19 protein-coding genes are annotated in these 19,640 nt (G+C 67.5%); 11 read left to right on the top strand and 8 right to left on the bottom strand.

All coding sequences use genetic code 11. The features are described 5' to 3' along the window. Genes ACW5IY_RS12130 through ACW5IY_RS12140 form a run of 3 tightly spaced genes read right to left on the bottom strand, consistent with a single transcriptional unit; the run spans position 1 to position 2,472 of the window. Entirely contained in the window at positions 1-1,254 is a 1,254-nt protein-coding gene (locus ACW5IY_RS12130; protein ID WP_049437480.1) for an ABC transporter permease, read from the bottom strand. Then, complete coding sequence (locus tag ACW5IY_RS12135) at positions 1,247-1,942, bottom strand: ATP-binding cassette domain-containing protein (protein WP_049437481.1); 696 nt, start codon at positions 1,940-1,942, stop codon at positions 1,247-1,249. The genes ACW5IY_RS12130 and ACW5IY_RS12135 overlap by 8 nt, the downstream gene beginning before the upstream one ends. Continuing rightward, positions 1,939-2,472 carry a ZrgA family zinc uptake protein gene (locus ACW5IY_RS12140; RefSeq protein ID WP_049437483.1) on the bottom strand — a complete coding sequence of 178 codons (534 nt, stop codon included), beginning with the start codon at positions 2,470-2,472 and terminating at the stop codon, positions 1,939-1,941. Before ACW5IY_RS12140 ends, ACW5IY_RS12135 begins: the two co-directional genes overlap by 4 nt. A 32-nt stretch (positions 2,473-2,504) precedes the next feature. Here ACW5IY_RS12140 and ACW5IY_RS12145 point away from each other — a divergent pair, with 32 nt between their 5' ends. Beyond that, positions 2,505-2,981 (top strand): MerC domain-containing protein, encoded by a 477-nt coding sequence (locus ACW5IY_RS12145; protein ID WP_049437485.1) that lies wholly within the window; start codon positions 2,505-2,507, stop codon positions 2,979-2,981. Between the two features lie 57 nt (positions 2,982-3,038). Here the strand turns inward: ACW5IY_RS12145 and ACW5IY_RS12150 are convergent, their stop codons facing one another. Beyond that, positions 3,039-5,285, bottom strand: a complete 2,247-nt coding sequence (locus tag ACW5IY_RS12150; RefSeq protein ID WP_239682870.1) for a TonB-dependent receptor — start codon at positions 5,283-5,285, stop codon at positions 3,039-3,041. Positions 5,286-5,359: 74 nt separating this feature from the next. On the opposite strand from ACW5IY_RS12150, the gene ACW5IY_RS12155 reads away from it, so the two are divergent. The 6 genes from ACW5IY_RS12155 to ACW5IY_RS12180 all read left to right on the top strand — a co-directional run bounded on the left by ACW5IY_RS12155 (position 5,360) and on the right by ACW5IY_RS12180 (position 9,706). After that, positions 5,360-5,947 carry a hypothetical protein gene (locus ACW5IY_RS12155; protein ID WP_239682869.1) on the top strand — a complete coding sequence of 196 codons (588 nt, stop codon included), beginning with the start codon at positions 5,360-5,362 and terminating at the stop codon, positions 5,945-5,947. 29 nt (positions 5,948-5,976) lie between these two features. Next, the gene (locus ACW5IY_RS12160) at positions 5,977-6,210 is read left to right on the top strand and encodes a helix-turn-helix domain-containing protein (protein ID WP_239682868.1); all 234 of its coding nucleotides are present in this window, start codon (positions 5,977-5,979) and stop codon (positions 6,208-6,210) included. A 115-nt stretch (positions 6,211-6,325) separates the two neighbouring features. Beyond that, on the top strand, positions 6,326-6,703 hold the full coding sequence (gene copC / locus ACW5IY_RS12165) for a copper homeostasis periplasmic binding protein CopC (RefSeq protein WP_049437489.1): 378 nt from the start codon (positions 6,326-6,328) through the stop codon (positions 6,701-6,703). A gap of 10 nt (positions 6,704-6,713) precedes the next feature. Continuing rightward, on the top strand, positions 6,714-7,598 hold the full coding sequence (gene copD, locus ACW5IY_RS12170) for a copper homeostasis membrane protein CopD (protein ID WP_049437491.1): 885 nt from the start codon (positions 6,714-6,716) through the stop codon (positions 7,596-7,598). Positions 7,599-7,643: 45 nt separating this feature from the next. Then, positions 7,644-8,342, top strand: coding sequence for a heavy metal response regulator transcription factor (locus ACW5IY_RS12175; RefSeq protein WP_049409535.1), 699 nt, complete (start codon positions 7,644-7,646; stop codon positions 8,340-8,342). After that, positions 8,339-9,706: a heavy metal sensor histidine kinase gene (locus ACW5IY_RS12180; protein ID WP_049437493.1), complete on the top strand. Its 1,368-nt coding sequence runs from the start codon at positions 8,339-8,341 to the stop codon at positions 9,704-9,706. Before ACW5IY_RS12175 ends, ACW5IY_RS12180 begins: the two co-directional genes overlap by 4 nt. On the opposite strand, the gene ACW5IY_RS12185 is transcribed toward ACW5IY_RS12180, so the two are convergent. Continuing rightward, a complete protein-coding gene (locus tag ACW5IY_RS12185) occupies positions 9,695-10,618 on the bottom strand; it encodes a LysR family transcriptional regulator (protein ID WP_049437495.1) in 924 nt (307 codons plus the stop codon). The two genes, ACW5IY_RS12180 and ACW5IY_RS12185, sit on opposite strands and share 12 nt — an antisense overlap. Before the next feature lie 106 nt (positions 10,619-10,724). Between ACW5IY_RS12185 and ACW5IY_RS12190 the strand changes: the two genes are divergently transcribed. Together ACW5IY_RS12190 and ACW5IY_RS12195 are read left to right on the top strand one after the other, a co-directional pair. Further along, the gene (locus ACW5IY_RS12190) at positions 10,725-11,468 is read left to right on the top strand and encodes an SDR family oxidoreductase (RefSeq protein ID WP_049437785.1); all 744 of its coding nucleotides are present in this window, start codon (positions 10,725-10,727) and stop codon (positions 11,466-11,468) included. 81 nt (positions 11,469-11,549) lie between these two features. Then, the gene (locus ACW5IY_RS12195; RefSeq protein ID WP_049589805.1) at positions 11,550-11,870 is read left to right on the top strand and encodes a hypothetical protein; all 321 of its coding nucleotides are present in this window, start codon (positions 11,550-11,552) and stop codon (positions 11,868-11,870) included. An 86-nt stretch (positions 11,871-11,956) separates the two neighbouring features. Here the strand turns inward: ACW5IY_RS12195 and ACW5IY_RS12200 are convergent, their stop codons facing one another. From ACW5IY_RS12200 to ACW5IY_RS12210, 3 genes are read right to left on the bottom strand one after another with little or no spacing between them, the layout of a single operon-like run. Continuing rightward, positions 11,957-15,034, bottom strand: a complete 3,078-nt coding sequence (locus ACW5IY_RS12200; RefSeq protein ID WP_049437499.1) for an efflux RND transporter permease subunit — start codon at positions 15,032-15,034, stop codon at positions 11,957-11,959. After that, complete coding sequence (locus tag ACW5IY_RS12205) at positions 15,031-16,203, bottom strand: efflux RND transporter periplasmic adaptor subunit (protein ID WP_049437501.1); 1,173 nt, start codon at positions 16,201-16,203, stop codon at positions 15,031-15,033. Before ACW5IY_RS12205 ends, ACW5IY_RS12200 begins: the two co-directional genes overlap by 4 nt. Then, complete coding sequence (locus ACW5IY_RS12210; RefSeq protein ID WP_049437503.1) at positions 16,200-17,447, bottom strand: TolC family protein; 1,248 nt, start codon at positions 17,445-17,447, stop codon at positions 16,200-16,202. The genes ACW5IY_RS12205 and ACW5IY_RS12210 overlap by 4 nt, the downstream gene beginning before the upstream one ends. 62 nt (positions 17,448-17,509) lie before the next feature. Between ACW5IY_RS12210 and ACW5IY_RS12215 the strand changes: the two genes are divergently transcribed. Both ACW5IY_RS12215 and ACW5IY_RS12220 read left to right on the top strand, forming a co-directional pair. Further along, positions 17,510-18,184 (top strand): response regulator transcription factor, encoded by a 675-nt coding sequence (locus ACW5IY_RS12215; RefSeq protein ID WP_049437505.1) that lies wholly within the window; start codon positions 17,510-17,512, stop codon positions 18,182-18,184. After that, positions 18,177-19,550: a sensor histidine kinase gene (locus ACW5IY_RS12220; protein WP_049437507.1), complete on the top strand. Its 1,374-nt coding sequence runs from the start codon at positions 18,177-18,179 to the stop codon at positions 19,548-19,550. The genes ACW5IY_RS12215 and ACW5IY_RS12220 overlap by 8 nt, the downstream gene beginning before the upstream one ends. Positions 19,551-19,640 lie beyond the last annotated feature (90 nt).

Raw genomic sequence — 19,640 nt, forward strand, 5'->3', positions numbered from 1 at the left:
TCAGCCTCCCGGTGAAAGGCCATCGGCCACGGTACGCCGGTAGGCCAGCCATGCCGGCACCAGCCCCGCTACCGCGCTGATCAGCAGCACGCCCGCAACCCATGCCAATTCGCGGCCATCCGGCCAGACATGGGTGATCGACAGGCCGAAGGTGGCCAGCACCCAGCCGCGCCCGGCAGTGCTGGCGGCCACCAGCAGCGACAGGGCCAGCACGCAGGCCACCGCACTGGTCGCCACCGCTTCCACCACCAGCAGGCCGGCGATGTAGCCCGGTCGCGCGCCGGTGGCACGCAGGATGGCCATCTCACGCCGCCGCTCCTGCAGGGTCGAGACCAGCAGCGCCACCAGCGAGACCATGCCCAGCAGCACCACCATTGCACTGATCAGCTGCAACGCCCGCTCGGCGGTGCCCAGTGACTGCCACAGCTGTTGCAGCGTAACGCCGGGCAGGATCGCCAGCATCGCCTCGTCCGGATACTCGTTGATCCTGCGCTGTACTGAGAACGTGGCGATGCGCGAGTTCAGGCCGAGCATGAAGGCAGTGATGCTGGTCGGGGTCAGGTCCAGGTGGCGCGCCTGCTCGGCACTGACGCTCTGGCTGCGCAGCTGCACGCCCGATCGCCAGTCGACATGGATCGCCTCGATGGCCGGTAGCGAGACCAGCAGCGACGAATCCACCGGCGTGCCGGTGCGCTGCAGGATGCCTGTAACGCGGAACGGCTTGTCGGCATGCGTGGCCAGGGTCACCGCGCCGGTGCCGTGCGCCAGCACGATCTGGTCACCGAGGCCGACCTTCTGCGCGCGAGCCACTTCTGCGCCGATTACCGCGTCATACAGATCATCGAAGGGCCGCCCCTGTGCAAAGGCCAGCGCGTGACCGGAACCATAGCGATAGTGTTCAAAGTAGCCGCCAGTGGTACCCACTACCCGGTAACCACGCCAGGAATCGCCCAGCGACAACGGCACCGCCCACTTCACCTGCGGCAGCGCGGACAGTTCCTGGAATGACTGCCAGGACACGTTGTTGGTTGGATCGCCGACATGGAACACCGAGTACAGCAGCAAGTTCACCGGTCCCGAGCGCGCACCGACGATCAGATCGGTGCCCGATACGGTGCTGGCGAACCCCTCGTGCGCCTGCGTGCGTACACGCTCGACGCCCAGCAGCAGCACCACGCTGAGAGTGATGACCATAACGGTCAGGCCCACGCTCAACGCGCGGCTGCGCAGGCTGGCCCAGGCAAGCTCAAGCATGGCCGGCACCTGCCAGGTTGATCTCGGACAATGCAATCGTGCGGTCGAACAAGGGTTGCAGGCTGTCGTCATGACTGACCACCAGCACCGTCGTACCGGCCGCCTGGCATTGCGCGGACATCAGCTGCAGGAAGGCGGTGGCCGCATCGCGGTCCAGTGCCGAAGTTGGTTCGTCGGCCAGCAGCAACGCTGGCCGGCCGATCAGGGCGCGTGCCGCCGCCACGCGTTGTTGCTGGCCGACACTGAGCGTGCCCGCGCGCCGCTGCATCAACGCCGGGTCAAGCTGCAGGGCTGACAACAGGCGTGCGATCTCTGCATCCAGCGGCCCACTGATGCGCGCGCTGCGCAGGCGCGAGAAGCGCAGGCCCAATGCGATGTTGTCGCGCACAGTGAGGAACGGCAGCAGATTGAACTGCTGGAAGATCACGCCCAACTGGTCGGCACGGAAACGATCCCGCGCCGCACCTCCCATGTCCTGCAGTGCCTGGCCTGCCACCTCGACACGTCCCTTGCCGGGTAGCAGCACACCGGCCAGCAGACCCAGCAAGGTACTTTTGCCGCCACCGCTGATTCCGCGCAGCAGCACGCTGCTGCCCTGCTCGATCCACAACCGCGGGATGTCCAGCACCAGGCACATGCCGTAGCCGAACTGCACGTCTTCCAGAGCGATCACCGGTGCCGTGCTCACGGGACCAGCACCACGCGCAGGTTGTCCGGGGTCAGCACACTGCGGTTCTGGCCATGGGCCGTTGCGCTGTTGACGATGACTTCGTGCAGGCCCGGGAACAGTACGGGCAGGCGCACGACGATGGCGCGCAGCTCGGCAGGTTTGGCACAGTGGTACTGCAGCGTTGCGCTGAAACCCGCGTGCCGGTGCTGTCCCGGCGGCGGCGCGGCGGCCGTCGCGTCGAAGCCATCTGCATCGGCTTTACTTGTGGCCAGACGGCAGCCCGCGGCGGTGGGCAAAGTGACCCAGCTGCCGCCCTTCAGCAACGACGTCGCCCGTGCCAGCGCGGCCTGCTCGGCTGCATTGGCCGGCGGCCGCTCGTAATCGAGGATGCCTATGCCGGGGGCCTGAAGGGCGAATTCCAGGGTTTGCTGGCCAAGCGCAACATCGACGGTCGCCTGGCCATGCACGTGCGGTGCGTGCTGGCGGATGTCATGGGCCTGCGCGGCGCTGGCATCCAGCAGCAGGAATAGAGCAGCAGGAAGCTTCATGGGGGAGTCTCCAATTGTTACTATATAACATTATGGACCACATCCCCACGACGCCCGCAAGGGCCCTGGCCCAGCCGCCAACTTCGGCACGCTGGCACCCCCGCTTCGATCTTGCCGGTGCCTGGCTGTCCCTGGCCTGCGCCGCCCACTGCATCGCCCTGCCCCTGCTGCTGGCCTTCGTGCCGGCAGCGATGATGGCGCTGCGCTCGTTCCAGCACCCCGGCCATGGCGTAATGACGCTGCTGCTGATGATGTCGCGCTGGGAGTGGCTGTTCGCGCTGCTGGCCTCCTCGCTGGCCTTGGCGAGTACCTCGGCCGGGGTGCACCGGCATGGGCGCTGGCGGCCTGTGCAGCTGGCCTGCACCGGCGCCATCCTGCTGCTGTCGGCCTCCCTGTACCTGCCGCTGAAGGAATCGCTGCTCTGGCATGGCATGGCCACCGCTTGTGGTGGTGTGTTGTTGGCGGCAGCGCACATTGGCAATCGACGGGCGTTGCGTAACCGCCGGTAGTGCCGGCCGCTGGCCAGCGCCCCGAAAATGCCGGCCAGCGGCCGGCACTACCTATCATCAGAAGCGGTAGCCTAGTTCCGCGCCGAAGATGCGCGGGCTGTCGACCGGGCCGTAGTAGTTGCCATCACGCCCAAAAGCCAGATTGTCGAAGATCAGGCCGTTGATGCGACGCTTGTTGGTCAGGTTCTGCACGAATAGCCGTGCACTCCACGGCCCGGTTTCGTAGCCCAGCTGCGCACCCAGCACGGCGACGGCCGGCTGGAAGGCGCGGTTGCGCTCGTCAAGTGCGCTGGAGCCGGTGAACTGCGATTCCAGCCGCGCGTAAAGTCCAGACTCGAACTGGTAGCGTGCGGCCAGGTAGCCGGTGTAATGCGGCGTCAACTTGACCCGCTTGCCATCCAGGTTCTGGTCGACGGTGACCCACAGCTTGGTGTACTTCGCGTCGACGTAGCCCACATTCGCCATCAGCGTGAAGCCAGGCACTACTTCGAACACCCCCTCCAGTTCTGCACCCCGCGACCGGATCGAGGCGTCCGATCCCACGTAGTCCGACGAAATCGGGCGGCCGTTGGCATCGGTGGCCACCTGGATCTCCTGCCAGTTGTCCGAGGTGATGTGGAAAAGTGCCCCGCCGATGTGGCCACGACCGCCGGCCAGATTCATCTTGAACCCCAGCTCGTGGCTCCACATGCGTTCGGATTCGTAGCGCAGCACCTTGTCGTTGACCACGTCGCTCTGCGCTGCGGCCAGGTTGAAGCCACCTGGAATGTAGCCCTTGGCCGAGGCGGCATAGAACGACAGGTCGTCAGTGGCGTCGTAGCGCAGCGACACCCGCGGCAGCGTCGCCGTGAAGGTATGCGCCAGCGCGGCGTCGCGGTACAGGACGCGGCCACCGGCGCCCAGATCCAGCGCACCGGAACGCTGCTCGGTGGAACGCCGCGCCTGCTCATGGCGCAGGCCGGCACTGGCGGTCAGCTTGGGCTGCGCGGGGAAGGTGTAGCTGGCGGTAGCGAACACACTGTAGTCCTCGCCCTTCGAGGTCTGCCGCGGCGCCAGGTTGTAACTGTCCAGCCCACGCAGCGCCGGACCGACGAACGTGCCAAGGATCGAATCCTTGCTGTTGCGGTAGGTGGACACACCGGCCATCCAGGTCAGGGCCTGGTCACCGGGCGAACTGAAGCGCGCCTCGGCCGTCCACTCGCGCTTCCGGTCGTAGATGCGGCCTGCCAATGCTGGGCTCTGGGTCATGTCGAAGTCATAGCCGGCGGAGGTCACTTCCTCGCTACGCCAGGAGGCGGCCACGTCCAGCGTGCCGGCCTGCAGCTGCCATTGCGCGCTCAGGCCCGCAACCGACTCATCTTTTTCGGTGCGCTTGGGTGCGTCGTTGATGTAGGTGAAGTCACCGGCATGGCGGCCTCCGTTGAGCGACGTGCCGTAGGTGCGGTTGTACAGGCCGGTATCCAGCGGCAAGTACTCGTACTCGAACATGCCGGGCGCGCGGGTGCGCAGGTGATAGGCCAGCGCGTTCACCGAAACATAGTCGCTTGGCCGCCAGCGCAGCTTGCCCTGCAGGTAGCCTTCGCCCACCCTGCCGCGCGCACCGGACGGCGTGAGGTTCTTCAGGTAGGCGTCCTCATCCGAGCCCATGAACGCCACCGAGCCGGACAGGCTGCCCGTCTTGTTCAACGGCCCTGCCAGGAAGCCATCGAGAGCGGTGCCATTGCCGTTGCCGAACCAGGTGCTGCGCACATTGACCTCGCCCTCTCGCGCATCGGCCGGGCCGCGTGTGCGCACCAGCACCAGCCCCGACTCGCTGTTGGCACCGTACAGCGTGCCCTGCGGCCCGCGCAGCACTTCCACCGACTCGACCTGGTTGAGCACCGCGTTGCTCAGTTCACGGAACGGGATGCCATCGATGTAGACCGAGGCACGATTGACCAGGAAAGGATTGGATTCGATGCCACGGATGGAAATGAACATGTTGCTGAGCTGGCCCATCGCATTGAACTTCACGTTCGGCGCCAGCTTGTCCAGGTCACGGAACTCGGTGACCCCGGCCTCCTTCAGCGCCTGCCGGTCGAGCACCGTCACCGACAGGTCGCTCTTCAGGTAGGGGGTATCGCGCTTGGAGCCGGTGACCCGGACGCCGTCGAGGGTGGCCGGGGCGGCCTGCTGGGCCAGCACGGGCATTGCGGGAATGAGCAGAGATGCCGCAACGAGCGCGGCGGCAGGCGTGGACGACTTCAACGGGGAGACCTCGACGGATGGACTGGAGGACGCGCGGGCGGCGGCAGCACGGGACACGAGTGTTATGATGTAACACCCGCGCCGTGCTGCCACTCCATTCCGGGCGGCACTGCTCCATTCCCGGATCCGTGATGCCAACCCTCGCCGACCAGCTGTTGCAGGAAGCCGGCCCGAAGCCCCCTGCGGTTCACGCCAGCAATGAGGGCGCGGTGGTGCTGCTGCGCCACCGCTTCGACGCAGGTGAAGGTGAGATGGGGCATCCGCACCAGCTTCGCCTGGGCATGGCCGTGGGCGGCGGCGGGCGACTGCAGCAGCACACCCTCAACGGTCTTCTGCAGGCATCCTGGCGACCTGGCCAGTTCAACCTGGTGCTGCCCGCAGACACCGGCACCTATGTCAGCCCGTCAGTGGATCTGATCGGGATCGCCATCGATACCCGCATGCTGCCGCACAACGTGCAGACGCTGCATCACCTGCAGCCGCTGGCTGCACGGCTGCACCGCGATCCGGTGGTGTCCGCGGTGCTGACCGCGTTGTGGTGCAGCACGCAGGCCGATGCCTGCCCGGCTTCCTTGAGCATGGCGCGCAGGTGCTGCTGCACCGCCTGCGCCAGCTTGCCGGCCAACCTCGCGAGGCACGCGGCACCACGTCCGCGCTGTCGGCACGACGGCTGCGACAACTGGAGGCCTACATCGACGCGCAGCACGGTCGGGCGCTGACGGTCCCACAGCTGGCTGCTGCAGTGCAGATGGAGGCCGCAACGTTCAGTCGGGCGCTACGCGCGGCCACAGGCCTGCCACCCTACGCGTTCCTCACCCAGCGCCGCATGCACTGGGCGCGCACCGAACTCGCGCAGGGCCGCCGTGTCACCGATGTTGCCTTGGCCAGCGGGTATGCCAATCCCAGCAAATTCAGCGCGGCATTCCGCCGCGTGCTCGGCTGTTCGCCGTCTGCATGGATCGCGCAGTCACGTACCCGGTAGTGCCGGCCGCGGGCCGGCAGCCAACGAACATTACAAGGCGGTAATGTCCGCGTCAGGGCAGCGAAAGGCGCCACTCTTCACCCTGAGAGCCAGTTCTCCCACAGGTGTCCCGCGCATGACCCGTTTCCCGATCCGCTCCGTTTCCCTTGTTCTTCTCCTGTCCGGCCTCGCGGCTGCGCCGCTGGCGCTGGCCCATCCCAGCCTGGTGAGTTCGACGCCTGCCGCCGACGCCACCGTAGCCCCGGCGACCGAGATCACGCTGCGGTTCAGTGAGAAGGTGATGCCGCGTGCCACCCGCATCGAACTGAGCATGGACCATGGCCGCATGAAGATGGCCATGGCCACCACCGCACAGGACATTTCCGAAGATGGCCACACGTTGCGCGCACGTTTCGCCAAGCCGCTGCCCGCAGGCAGCTACGCACTGCAATGGCGCGCGGTCGGCCAGGACACTCATCCGATTACCGGCAGCTACCGCTTCACCGTGAAGTAAGGCTGCCGTCGTGGCCGAGCTCTCACCGTATGCGTTGCGGCTGGCGTTGTACCTGGTGCTGATGCTGCTGTTCGGGCGGCTGCTGTTCGTCCGCCCCGGGCTGCCACGCGGCATCTCGCTGGCACTCGCCGTGGTTGCGCTGATCCTGGTCGTCACCGATGCGGCCAGCCGATTGTCCGGCGTGCTTGGCATATCACCGTTCGACATCGATGGCGAGACGGCGCGCTGGTTTCTTACCGGTACGCCGGTGGGTGAGGCGGGGCTGCTGCGCATCCTGGCCCTGCTGGCAATGCTGCCGCTGCTGGCAGTCAAACGCCCGGTGCAGGGCCTGCGCCGTCTGGCGCTGCTGGCATTCTCGGCGGCGACCCTGGCCAGCCTCGCCTGGAATGGCCACGCCGCTGCTGGCGATGGGCTCGCTGGCAGGCTGCGTCTTGCTACCGGCATCGTCCACCTGTTGGCCGCCGGCGCCTGGGTCGGTGCGATCGCCGCCCTCCTGCAGCTGGCACTGCGCCGCCAGGGCCTGCGCCTGCGCGAACGCACCTACGAGTTGTGGCAGGCCGCGCACAGCTTCGCCGTGCCGGGCACGATCATCGTCGCCCTGCTGGCGATGACCGGCACCTATACCTATGTCGATCTCGGCGGTTCCATACAGACCCTGACCGGCGCCGCACATGGGCGTTGGCTGCTGCTCAAGCTGGCGCTGGTGGGCGGCATGCTGGGGCTTGCCGCGCTGCATCGCTGGCGGCTGGTGCCAGCGCTGGCCAGCTCCATCCGCGGCGGCTGGCAACTGAGGCCGCTGCGCTCACTTCGCCACAGCCTGGCCTGCGAATCGGTGCTGGCCGTGCTGGTGCTGGCCTGCGTAGCGGTGCTCGGCACGCTGGACCCATTGGCATGATTCATCCGTTCCAGCACGGGCCCAAGCTGCGATGATGGGCACACCATGAAACTGCTGATCGTCGAAGACGAACCCAAGACCGGCAACTACCTGCGCCAGGGCCTGATCGAGGCCGGCTACGTGGTCGATCTCGCCTGCAACGGCGTCGACGGGCTGCACCTGGCCGGCAGCGGCGAGTACCAGCTGGTCATCCTCGACGTGATGCTGCCCGGCCTGGATGGCTGGAACGTGCTGTCGCGGCTGCGCGAGGCCGGATGGCAGGTGCCGGTGCTGTTCCTCACCGCGCGCAGCAGCATCGCCGACCGCGTGCAGGGCCTGGAGCTGGGCGCGGATGACTACCTGGCCAAGCCGTTCGCCTTCGCCGAGCTGCTGGCGCGCGTGCGCACCCTGCTGCGTCGTGGCCAGGCGCTGCCGCAGGCCGAACGCATCGTCATCGCCGACCTGGTGGTAGACACCCTGCGCCGCCGGGTCGAACGCGGCGGCCAGCGCATCCCCCTCAGCCAGAAGGAATACACCCTGCTGGAACTGCTGGCGCGGCGGCGCGGCGAAGTGCTGCCGCGCTCGTTGATCGCCTCGCAGGTATGGGACATGAACTTCGACAGCGACACCAACGTGATCGACGTGGCGATCCGCCGCCTGCGCGCGAAGATCGACGATGACTTCGACGCCAAGCTGATCGTCACCGTGCGCGGCATGGGCTACGTGCTCGAGGCACCGGACGACGGCACTGTGAGCAACGGATGAGCCTGCGCCGCTCCATTGCGTTACGGCTGACGCTGCTGTTCGCCATCGTGGCCACGCTGGTGCTGGCCGCATTGGGCGTGGCGATCTATGTCAGCGCCCGCCACGACCTGGTGGCCCAGGACTTCAGCGAACTGGAGAACAAGGTAGCGTTGATCCGTGACCTGGCCGGCAACGGACCTGCATCCGCGCGCGGGCAGCGATTGGTGGAGGCACTGGGCCACCATCCGGATATCGCCTTCCACATTGTTGATGGGAGCGGCGCGGTGCTGTTTTCCACCGCACCGGCACTGCTGCGCGAGCATGCACGCAGCCAGCCGATCGACGCCGCGCCACGGCGGCACGACTGGATCCTCGCCGATGGCCGCTGCATGCATGCTCTGCACCTGCGCCAGACCCTGGCCGACGGCAGCCAGCTGGACACCCTGCTGGCCATCGATGACGACCGCCATGCCGATTTCCTGCAGCGCTTCCGCCATCTTCTTGCAATCGCCATCATTGGCGCCGCCGTGGCCAGCAGCCTGCTCGGCGGCTACGTGGTGCGGCGCACGCTGCGGCCGCTGCGCACGCTGGCCGATGAGGCCCGGCAGATCACCGCCGGCCGGCTGCAGCACCGGCTGAGTGCACGCAGTGCACCGGCCGAACTGGAACAGCTGGCGCAGACGCTCAACGGCATGCTGGCGCGCCTGCAGCAGGACTTCGCGCGGCTGACCGAGTTCTCCGGTGATCTCGCCCATGAACTGCGCACACCGATCACCAACATGCTGACCCAGGTGCAGGTGGTGCTTGCGCACCCGCGCAGCAATGAGGCCTATCGCGAGACGCTGGCGTCCTGCGCCGAGGAACTGCAGCAGCTGGCGCAGACCGTGGGTGACCTGCTGTACCTGGCGCAGGCCGAAGCGCCGGGTGCACTGCCCTCGCGCGAGCCAGTGGCGCTGGATGCGGTGGTGGATTCGCTGCTGGAGTTCTACGAGCTTCTGGCCGAGGACCGGCAGTTGACCCTGCGCCGCGAAGGTGTGGCGAGCGTGGAAGGCAACCGCTTGATGCTGCACCGGGCGATTGCCAACCTGCTGTCCAACGCGTTGAAGTACGCAGCCGTGGGCAGCGAAGTGCGGGTGCGGCTGGTCGAGGCCGATGGCGTGTGCGGGGTCAGCGTGCACAACCTTGGCACACCGATCGCCAGCGAGGCGCTGCCGCGCCTGTTCGATCGCTTCTACCGCGGCGAACGCGGCCGCCATGAAGGTGCCGGACTGGGCCTGGCGATCACCCGCGCGATTGCACAGGCGCACGGCGGCAGCGTGAGTGTTGCCTCAGATGACACCGGCACCATCTTCGAGCTGGTGCTGCCGAGCACCTCAGCCCGGTAGTGCCGGCCGCTGGACGGCAAACCCGGGCTGCTCAAACACCCCGGCCACCCAATCGATGAACACCCGCAAGCGCGGTGACGGCGTGCGGTTGCGTGGGTAGACCAGGCTCAGTGGACTCGGCGTCGGCGGCGTCTCGGGCAACAGCTCCACCAACTGCCCGCGCGCGATGTACGGGTCCATCCGGTAGCACGGCGCCTGGATGATACCGAGCCCCGCCAGCGCGGCACCAAGGAACGCGTCCGCACCGGACACTCGCACCCGCGCCGGCAGCGGCAGGTAACGCACCTGCCCGCCCTGCTGGAACTCCAGAGGAATCAGCTGGCCGGTGGCGCTGGAGCGGTAGCCGACCATCTGGTGGCCGTCCTGCAGCGATTCGATGGTATCGGGCAGGCCGTGCGCCTGCACATAGCCCGGCGAGGCCACCGTGACCTCGCGCAGCATGGTCAACCGTCGCGCCGCCAGATCGCTGTCGGCCAGCGTCCCCACCCGCAACGCCGCATCCACACCTTCACGCAGCAGGTCGACATAGCGGTCACCCTCGCTGACGTCCAGTTCGATCTCCGGGTAGCGCTGCAGGAATTCCGGCAGGTGCGGAAACAGCAGGTGCCGGCCCAGCGTGCCATGCACTTCGATACGCAACGGGCCGCGTGGCGGCGCGTCACGGAACGCAGCCTCGGCATCATCCATGTCGGCGATCAAGCGCAGGCAACGGCCATAGAAGGCCTCGCCTTCCAGCGTCGGCACCACCACCCGCGTGGTCCGGTGCAGCAGGCGCACGCCCAGCCGCTGTTCCAGCGCCTTGATCGCGTCGGTCACTGTGGCCCGCGGCAGGCCGAGATCCTCGGAGGCCCGGGTGAAGCTGCGACGCTCGACGATACGGACGAAAGCGCGCATGGCGGTGAAGCGATCCATTATTCGGCTATCCGGATGATGTTGACGAATCATGCACGATTATCCGGAACACCGTTGTGGCGAAGATGGCCCTGCGCCACTCCGGCGTGCCCTGCTGGAAGCCACCATGACCCTCTCCCCCGCCCGCTCTGTCGCCCTGGTCACCGGCGGCTCCCGTGGCATCGGCGCCGCCATCTCCCGCCGGCTCGCCGCAGATGGCCACGCGGTCGCGATCAACTATGCGGGCCGCCGCGACGACGCCGAAGCCTTGGCGGCCGAACTCAACGCGGCCGGTGCGCAGGCCATCGCGTTGCAGGCCGACGTGGTCGATTCACAGGCGGTCAACCAGCTGTTCGACGCCATCGAGGCCCGTTTCGGCGGCATCGACGTGGTGGTCAACAGCGCCGGCGTATTGCAGCTGGCGCCGCTGGCCGACACCGACGACGCATTGTTCGAGCGGGTGATCGGCATCAACCTCAAGGGCGCCTTCAACGTGCTGCGCGAAAGCGCGCGACGGGTGCGCGACGGTGGCCGGCTGATCACCTTGTCCACCAGCGTGGTCGGCATCAAGCTGGAGAACTACAGCGTGTACGCGGCCAGCAAGGCAGCGGTGGAGATAATAGGCGCGATCCTCAGCAAGGAGCTGCGCGGGCGCAACATCACCGTGAACGCAGTGGCCCCCGGCCCGACCGCCACCGACCTGTTCCTGGACGGCAAGTCACCTGAACTGATCGAGCGGCTGGCGAAGATGAGCCCCCTGGAGCGGCTGGGTACGCCGGAGGACATCGCCGGTGCGGTTGCGTTCCTGGCAGGCACCGATGGCGGGTGGATCAATGGCCAGGTGCTGCGCGCCAACGGCGGGATGGTGTGAAGACCCTTTCTCTGGCTATCCTCGCTCAAACGGACGAGAGCCACGCGCATGGGAAAGCCGGGCATCTGGTATTGGCTATGGATGATCACCCTCCTGATGGGAGGTCTGTTGGCCCTGGCGACGCTGGTACTGTGGACCCGGCTGCCTGGCGACGTTCGCAATCTGGCCATGGCGCTGACCTGGGGGCTGTGGGCACTGGCCACCGTCTGCTTCTTTCTGGGCGGCATCGTCGCTGGCTTTACGATCTGGGGCGTCAACCAACGGCAGGAAAGTCTGGCGTGCGGACAGGCCGCGAGTTTTCTGGCTCTGCCACATCACCACGACGATGCTGTGCGTCAGCTGCCTGGGCCTGCTGATCGTACCGATGATGATTGCCTGGCAGGGCGTGGCGTGGTGACGTAGCGCTGCTGTAGAGCCGAGCCCGTGCTCGGCTGCTCTTCGCGCAGAAGCCAGAAGCAGCCGAGCACGGGCTCGGCTCTACATTATCGTCAGCCCGTCCGGGCCTCGCGGCGCCGGTGTACCCAGTAGTACAGCGTAGGCAGCACCAGCAGGGTCAGCAACATCGCCGACAGCAGGCCGCCAATCACCACCACCGCCAGCGGCTTCTGGGTCTCGGCACCAATCGCATGCGAGGTCGCCATCGGCAGCAGGCCAAACATCGCCAGCAGTGCGGTCATCAGTACGGTGCGCAAGCGCTGCAGCGAGCCCTGCACGACCGACTGCAGCAGGTCCATGCCCTGCTCGCGCAGCTGCGCGAAGCGACTGAGCATCACCACCCCGTTCAGCACCGCTTGCCCGAACAATGCAATGAAACCGATCGCCGCCGACACCGACAGTGGAATGCCGGTCAACCACAGGGCGAGGATGCCGCCGATCATCGCCAGTGGCACGTTGGCCAGGATCAGCGCGGCGCTGCTGATGTCCTTGAAGGCATCGAACAGCAGCACGAAGATGATCAGCACCGACAGCGGGATCACCCAGCCCAGCCGCTTCATTGCACGTTGCTGGTTCTCGAACTCGCCGGACCACTCCAGCCGGTAGCCCTCCGGCAGCTGCACGCTGGCGTCCACGCGTCTACGCATGTCGGCCACCACGCTGCCCATGTCACGCCCGGCGATGAAGATGCTCACTGCCTTCACCCGCTGTGCATTCTCGCGCGAGATGTTGATCGCGCCGCTGGCCATGCGGAAGTCGGCCACGTCGGACAGCGTCACGGTGTGGCCATCGCCGATGCCCACCGGGACCGTGCGCAACCGTTGCAGGTCGCGGTCGGCGTCGTCCAGGCGCAGCGTGATCGGGAACTTGCGGTCGCCCTCCCAAAGTTCGCCGACCTGGCGCCCGCCCAGTGCGGTCTCGATCACCTCGTCGATGTCGCGCACATTGAGGCCATAGCGCGCGGCACGGTCGCGGTCGATCTCGATCTGCAGCTGCGGCAACGACCCGTCACGGTCAATGAAGGCGCTCTCCACGCCCTCCACACCACGCACCTGGCCCAGGATCGCCTGCGCCTGCTGATTCAGCACGTCCAGGTCCGAGCCGCTGACCTTGATCACCACCTGGCCCTTGATCTGCGAGATGCTCTCCAGGATGTTGTCGCGCACCGGCTGCGAGATCGAGAACTCCGGCCCCGGAATGCGCTGCTCCAGCGTGCGCTGCAGATCGCTCACCAGCTGCCGCTTGTCCACGCCCTTCGGCCACTCCTTCTCCGGCTTCAACGCCACCAATGCCTCGATCTGGTTGGCGCCCTTGGCGTCGGAGCCGTCTTCCGGGCGGCCCAGCTTGGCCACCACCGTCGACACCTGCGGGAAGGTGCCGACCAGCTCACGGATGCGCCGCGACTGCTGCTGGGCTTCGGCCAGGCTGGTGCTGGGGTCGAGCGTGGCGGTCAGCCAGATCGAGCCTTCGTCCAGCTCAGGCAGGAACTCCGAACCCAACCGGGTGCCCAATGCCAGCGTGCCGACCAGCAGCGCAACTGCAGTCAGTACCACCGCACGCGGGCGGGCCAATGCACGCTCCAGGATCGGCCGGTACCAGCCGGTCAGGCGGTCCATCAGCGGATTGCCGTCACGCATGCGGTCGCGCCGCAGCCACCAGTAGCAGAACAGCGGCACCACGGTCAGCGCCAGGATCAGCGCACCGATCAACGCCGAGGTCACCGAGTACGCCATCGGCGCGAACATGCGTCCTTCCTGCCGCTGCAGGGTGAAGATCGGGATGTGCGCGGCGATGATGATCAGCATCGAGAAGAACGTCGGGCGGCCCACTTCCGATGCCGCTGAAAGAATGGTCGAGAACCGCGTCTTCCGATCGGCCGCAGGTGGCAGCTTCGACAGTCGCGAGACGATGTGTTCGGTGACGATCACCGCGCCATCAATGATGATGCCGAAATCCATCGCACCCAACGAGAGCAAGTTCGCCGGCACACCCCACAGATGCAGGCCGAGGAAGGTCGACAGCAGGGCCAGCGGCATCATCGCCGCCACGATCAGCGCGGCCCGGGCGTTGTACAGGAACAGCCACAACACCAGGAACACCAGCACTGCGCCTTCCAGCAGGTTGCGGAAGACCGTCTTCAACGTGGTCGTGACCAGCCACGAGCGGTCGTAGAACGGCTCGATGCTGACCCCGGCCGGCAACTGGTTGGCCTCGATCTCGGCGATGCGCGCATGCAGGGCGTCGAGCACATCGGACGGGTTCTCGCCCTTGCGCATCAGGACCATGCCGAACACCGCATCGTCATTGTCGTCCTGGCCGACCAGGCCCTGGCGCGGCAGGCCGGTGTCGGCGATGCCGGCCAGGTCGCGCACCAGGATAGGCGTGCCCCCGCGCTGCGCCACCACCACGTTGCCGATGTCCGCCGGCGAACGCATCAGGCCCACGCCACGGATCAGGAACTGCTGCTGCCCACGCTCCACGTAGCCGCCGCCCGCATTCGAGCTGCCCTTCTCCAGCGCCTCGGCGAACTCACCGAGGCTTATGCCACGGTCACGCAGCTTGTCCAGGTCCGGCTTGACCTGGAAGGTGCGCGCGAAGCCACCGAAGCTGATCACATCGGCCACGCCCGGCACGGTGCGCAGGCTGCGTTCCATTGTCCATTCCTGCACGGTGCGCAGCTGGGTCGGCGTCATGTGCGGGCCTTTCAGCACATAACGGTAGATCTCACCTACCGCCGAGCTCATCGCCTCCAGTTCCGGCGTTACCCCTTCCGGCAGTTCCACGCCCTGCAGGCGTTCCAGCACCTGCTGGCGCGCGAAGTAGTCATCGGCCTTGTCGTCGAAGGTCAGGATGATCATCGACAGGCCGAACTGCGTATGCGAGAACACCCGCACCGAATGCGGGATACCGGACAACGCCACTTCCAGTGGCATCGTCACCTCGCGCTCGACCTCTTCGGCGGCACGGCCCGGGTGCAGCGACACCACTGTCACCTGGGTGTCGGACACATCCGGGAAGGCTTCCACCGGCAGCACGCGGAACGCGGCAATGCCAGCGCCGATGAACAGCAGCAGTGCCAGCATCACCATCAGCGGCTGGCGCAGGCAGTAGGCAATCAGGCGATCGATCATGGGGCGGCGTGCCCCGTGCCGCTGCTGGCGGCGGCAGGCGCGCTGTCCGCCAGCTGCTGCAGCAGCAGGCCGCCCTCGACCACCACCCTGGCGCCTGCGGCCAGGCCTTCACGGACCCACAGCCGGCCATCGCCCAGTTCCTCGGGATGCACCGCGTGACGCACGAAGCGGCCCTTGCCCTCCTCCACGAACACCACCTGCTTGCCGTCGATCAACAACACGGCCGCATCGGGCAGCGAGACACCTCCCTCGGCCGGCAACGCCACCTGGGCGCGCACGTACTGCCCCGCCTTGAAACCGCGTGCGCGGTTGTCCAGCTCGGCGCGCGCCTGCACCACACGACGTTCGCTGTCGACGAAGTCATCCACGTGCTGCAGGGTCGCCTGCAGCGGCTGTCCATCGGCCCCGGAAACGCTCACCTGCATGCCCGCCTTCAAGCGTCCGGCCAGGCTCTCCGGTACATCCAGCAGCAACCACAGGCGGTCCGGATCGCCAATCACCGCCAACGGCTGTTCGCTGTCGGGGCTGACTGTCATGCCCGGGCTCATCCGCCGCTCCACCAGCACGCCATCGATCGGCGCGCGCAGCGGCAGGCGCTGGTCGACGTGCGGGCCATTGCCATACGCCTTGGCGAAGGCGGTCGCACGCGCGTGATCGGCCTGGCTGCCGGCGAAATTGGCCTCGGCCTCGTCCAGTTCGCGGCCCGACGCCACACCTGCCGCATGCAACTCGCGGGTGCGCTCCAGCTCCTTGCGCGCCTGCTGCAGCTCGGCACGGCCGCGCACGCCCTCCGCCTGGGCCTGGCCGAATTCGGGTGAAGTGATCCAGGCGATCACCTGGCCCACCTTCACTTTCTGCCCCGGCTGTGCCTCGATGCGCGCCACCTGCCCCGCCAACGGCGTACGCAGCGCGCTGGAGCGCGTCTCGTCCCAGACCACCCGGCCCGGCAGCTGCAGGCTGGCGCTGGCGCTGGCGGTGACCGCCTCGCTGCGCAGCACGTCCAGCTGGCGGCTACCGGCAGGAAACTGGATCTGGCCGGCACTGACCTTCGGCGCGTCCTCGGTATAGGACGCCGGCTCGCGGCCGCAGCCACCCAGCAGAGCCAGCGCCAGCAAGGCCGGCAGCACGGCGTGTCGCGCCTGCGGCCGATAGGCGACGGTGGACTTCATCGGAACTCTCCTTCAGCAATGGATGTGGCCGCTTCCCAGCGCGCCAAAGCAATGGCATGGTCGGCACGCGCTTCAATCAACGCAGCCTCGAACTCGCGCCAGCTGCGGCGCGCATCCAGCAGATCGGTCAGGCTGGCGGCGCCGCGGCGGTAGGCCAGTTCAATGCCCTGCACCGCCTTGCGTGCGGCATCGGACTGCAGTCCTTCGTAGTCGCTGCGACGCTGCGCGGCGGACTGCGCGCTGGCCTGCAACTGGTCCAGTTCGGCGCGCGCTTCGCGCTGCAGCACCTGCAGCTCCAGCGCGGCACTGTCACGGTCGGCCTCGGCACGCTGGATCGCGCCGCGTGCACGTGACGGGCCGCCGAGCGGAATGGTCAATGACACACCCCAGGTGACGCCGCTGATGTCAGTCGGCTCGCGCTCGGCCTCCACGCCCAACTGGATGTCGCGGTGGCGCTCACTGCGCGCCAATGCCACACCGGCGTCCGCCGCAGCCAGGCGCGAACGTGCCGCGCGCAGGTCGGCACGCTGCTGAGGATCGAAAGTGCGCGCATCGGCCCTGTCCGCGGGATCTGGCCACGGATCATCGGCGCTGAGGTCATGGCTGTCGTCGCGGCCGAGCAGCAGGCCCAACGCATGCCGCGCGTCGCGCAGATCCAGTGCCGCCTCGCGCGCCGCGTCGGCTACCGCCAGGTCGTCCACCGCCAGCCGCGCGCGGTCGACCGGCGCCATCGCCCCGGTGGCAACCTGCTTGTCCGCCGCCGCCATCTGCTCGGCCGAGCTCTGGCGGTTGGCATCGGCAATCTGCGCCCGCTCCTGTGCGCCCTTCAGGCCGAAATAGGTTTCATGCAGCGCCACCTGCTGGCGGCGCCGCGCATCGAGCATCTCCAGCCCGGCCACTTCCAGCAGCGCATCGGCCTGGCGGATACGCAACGCACGCTTGCCACCGCGCTCCCAGGTCCAGCCCAGGCCCACGGTGCTGTCCACCCGCTTGTCCTGCCAGCGCCCAGGGCCGATGCCATGCTTGGGGCTGATCTTGCTGGTGCCGATCGACAACTCGGTGGACGGGCGCAACGCCGCCGTCTGCGCATCGCCCTGCACACCGCGCAGCTCCAGTGCCGCCGCATGCAGGTCCGGGTTGTGTGCTTCCATTGCGCGCTGCGCTTCCTGCAGGGACAGCGCCGAAGCGGTGGGCGCGCACAGAAGAGTGGCCAACACGGCCGCAAGACGAGGGGAGAAATTCATGCACGTCACGGTAAGGTGATGCACTTGCGCCAAACTTGCCCCAACCTTGCACGAAGCTTGCAATGCGAATCCTGCTGATCGAAGACGACGCCGCCCTGGCTGATGGACTGATCCGCGCCCTGCAGGGTGCCGGTCATCTGTGCGACCACCTTTCGCGGGGGCTGCACGCACCGGCAGCACTGGCCAGCGCGCCGTATGACGTGATGGTGCTCGACCTTTCATTGCCCGACGTGGATGGCCTGGACCTGCTCTCGCGCCTGCGCAACGACGGCGTCATCCTGCCGGTGCTGATCCTGACCGCACGCGATGGTGTGGAGGACCGCATCCTCGGCCTCGACCGCGGTGGCGACGACTACCTGGCCAAGCCCTTCGCCCTGGGAGAACTGGAAGCGCGCCTGCGTGCGCTGTCGCGCCGCCGCAGCGATGCACCGGCGCAGAAGCGCCTGGGCCGGTTGTGCTTCGACAGCATCCGCAATGAAGTGCAGGTGGACGGCCAGCGCATCGAGCTGACCGCGCGCGAGCTGTCGCTGGTCGAGGCACTGATGCAGCATCCCGGCCGCACGGTTACCAAGCAGCGCCTGTTCGACGCGCTGTACAGCTGGGACCACGAGGCCAACCTGTCGGTGATCGAAGTGCATGTCAGCCGCCTGCGCCGCAAACTGGAACACACCCACGCCGGCGTCGGCATCCGCATGCTGCGTGGGCTTGGATACCGGTTGGAGGCCGTGGGTGACTGAGCGCGTGCACAGCCTGCGTGGCCTGCTGCTGAGACGCCTGTGGCTGCCACTGCTGGTACTGCTGTTGTGCAGCGCAGTGGGTTCATTCGCCCTGGCGCGCTTCTACGCCGGCCAGGTCTACGACCGCTGGCTGCTGGATTCGGCGATGTCGTTGTCCGAGCTGGTGACGGTGCAGGACGGCCGTGCGTCCATCGAGATCACCCCGGCGGTGTCACGCATGTTCACTTGGGACACCGCCGACGAAGTGCATGGCGAGGTGGTCGACGCCGGGGGTGGGCGCCTGTATGGCGACCTGCCCGAGGCACTGCCACGCCCGTCGATGTCCGCCGGCAGCGACGACCCGGTCTACTATGATGCGCGGCTGCGTGGGCAGGCCGTGCGCATGGTCGAAGTGGTGGTCAGCGCCGGACCGGGCCATGACATCCGGCTGCGCGTGGCCGAGACACTGCGCAAGCGCCACCGGCTGGAGCGCAAGCTACTGCTGACCAGCGTTCCGTTCCAGGCTGCGATCCTGGCACTGGCGGCATGGCTGGCCTGGTCCGGTACAGGCGCTGCCGCACGCCATGCCAACCTGGTCGCGCGGAAGCTGGCCAGCCCGCGGCCGGATCCGCTGGCGCCGCTGGATCCGGCACAGGAAGCCCCGCGCGAACTGTGGCCGGCGGTGGAGGCCTACAACGCGCTGCTGCAGCGCCTGGACGCGATGCAGGATGCACAGCGGCGCTTCGTCAGCAATGCCGCGCACCAGCTGCGCACGCCGCTGGCAGCGATGCAGGTGGAGCTGGAAAGTTCATTGCGCCAGCACGATCCGCAGGCCCAGCAACTGGCGCTGTCCGGCACGCTGGCCGGGCTGGCGCGGCTGCAGCACCTGGTCAACCAGCTGCTGATGCTCAGCCGATCGGAAGATCCACATGGCAGTGCACTGCCGCTGCAGCCGTTGGATCTGGCCGCGCTGGCGCGTGGCGTGGTCGAACGCTACGCCGACCGTGCGTTGGTTGCGGGCGTGGACCTGGGTTACGACGGGCCCGACGACGGCGTGTCGATACAGGGCGATCCGCAGCTGTTGCGCGAGGCATTGGGCAACCTGCTGGACAACGCGTTGCGCTATGGCGCCTCACGCGGTGTGATCACCCTCGGCGTTCGGCAGGAGGCCGGCGGCGTCCACGTATGGGTGGACGATGATGGCGCAGGCATCGCCGAAGCCGAACGCGCGCGCGTCACGGAACGCTTCTACCGGGCGAGCAGCGAGGGCGATGGCTGCGGCCTGGGACTGGCAATCGTGGCCGAGATCGCGCAGCGGCACGGTGCGATGTTGAAGATCGAAACGGCGCCGCTCGGTGGCGCGCGGGTGGGGGTGCGGTTCCGTTGACCTTTGTCGAATTGCCCTTGTAGAGCCGAGCCCATGCTCGGCTCAGGCACCGTGCCAAAAGCAGCAGAGCATGGGCTCGGCTCTACAGGT

The sequence above is a fragment of the Stenotrophomonas sp. C-A genome, from assembly GCF_054030835.1.

What these genes read in the sequence shown, in the direction of transcription:
- copC (WP_049437489.1), top strand. Translation starts at nt 6,326, where the DNA reads ATGACCCGTTTCCCGATCCGCTCCGTTTCCCTTGTTCTTCTCCTGTCC.
- ACW5IY_RS12175 (WP_049409535.1), top strand. Translation starts at nt 7,644, where the DNA reads ATGAAACTGCTGATCGTCGAAGACGAACCCAAGACCGGCAACTACCTG.
- ACW5IY_RS12145 (WP_049437485.1), top strand. Translation starts at nt 2,505, where the DNA reads ATGGACCACATCCCCACGACGCCCGCAAGGGCCCTGGCCCAGCCGCCA.
- ACW5IY_RS12190 (WP_049437785.1), top strand. Translation starts at nt 10,725, where the DNA reads ATGACCCTCTCCCCCGCCCGCTCTGTCGCCCTGGTCACCGGCGGCTCC.
- ACW5IY_RS12205 (WP_049437501.1), bottom strand. Translation starts at nt 16,203, where the DNA reads ATGAAGTCCACCGTCGCCTATCGGCCGCAGGCGCGACACGCCGTGCTG.
- ACW5IY_RS12185 (WP_049437495.1), bottom strand. Translation starts at nt 10,618, where the DNA reads ATGGATCGCTTCACCGCCATGCGCGCTTTCGTCCGTATCGTCGAGCGT.
- ACW5IY_RS12155 (WP_239682869.1), top strand. Translation starts at nt 5,360, where the DNA reads ATGCCAACCCTCGCCGACCAGCTGTTGCAGGAAGCCGGCCCGAAGCCC.
- ACW5IY_RS12195 (WP_049589805.1), top strand. Translation starts at nt 11,550, where the DNA reads ATGATCACCCTCCTGATGGGAGGTCTGTTGGCCCTGGCGACGCTGGTA.
- ACW5IY_RS12130 (WP_049437480.1), bottom strand. Translation starts at nt 1,254, where the DNA reads ATGCTTGAGCTTGCCTGGGCCAGCCTGCGCAGCCGCGCGTTGAGCGTG.
- ACW5IY_RS12180 (WP_049437493.1), top strand. Translation starts at nt 8,339, where the DNA reads ATGAGCCTGCGCCGCTCCATTGCGTTACGGCTGACGCTGCTGTTCGCC.
- ACW5IY_RS12215 (WP_049437505.1), top strand. Translation starts at nt 17,510, where the DNA reads ATGCGAATCCTGCTGATCGAAGACGACGCCGCCCTGGCTGATGGACTG.
- ACW5IY_RS12210 (WP_049437503.1), bottom strand. Translation starts at nt 17,447, where the DNA reads ATGAATTTCTCCCCTCGTCTTGCGGCCGTGTTGGCCACTCTTCTGTGC.
- ACW5IY_RS12140 (WP_049437483.1), bottom strand. Translation starts at nt 2,472, where the DNA reads ATGAAGCTTCCTGCTGCTCTATTCCTGCTGCTGGATGCCAGCGCCGCG.
- ACW5IY_RS12200 (WP_049437499.1), bottom strand. Translation starts at nt 15,034, where the DNA reads ATGATCGATCGCCTGATTGCCTACTGCCTGCGCCAGCCGCTGATGGTG.
- ACW5IY_RS12160 (WP_239682868.1), top strand. Translation starts at nt 5,977, where the DNA reads ATGGAGGCCGCAACGTTCAGTCGGGCGCTACGCGCGGCCACAGGCCTG.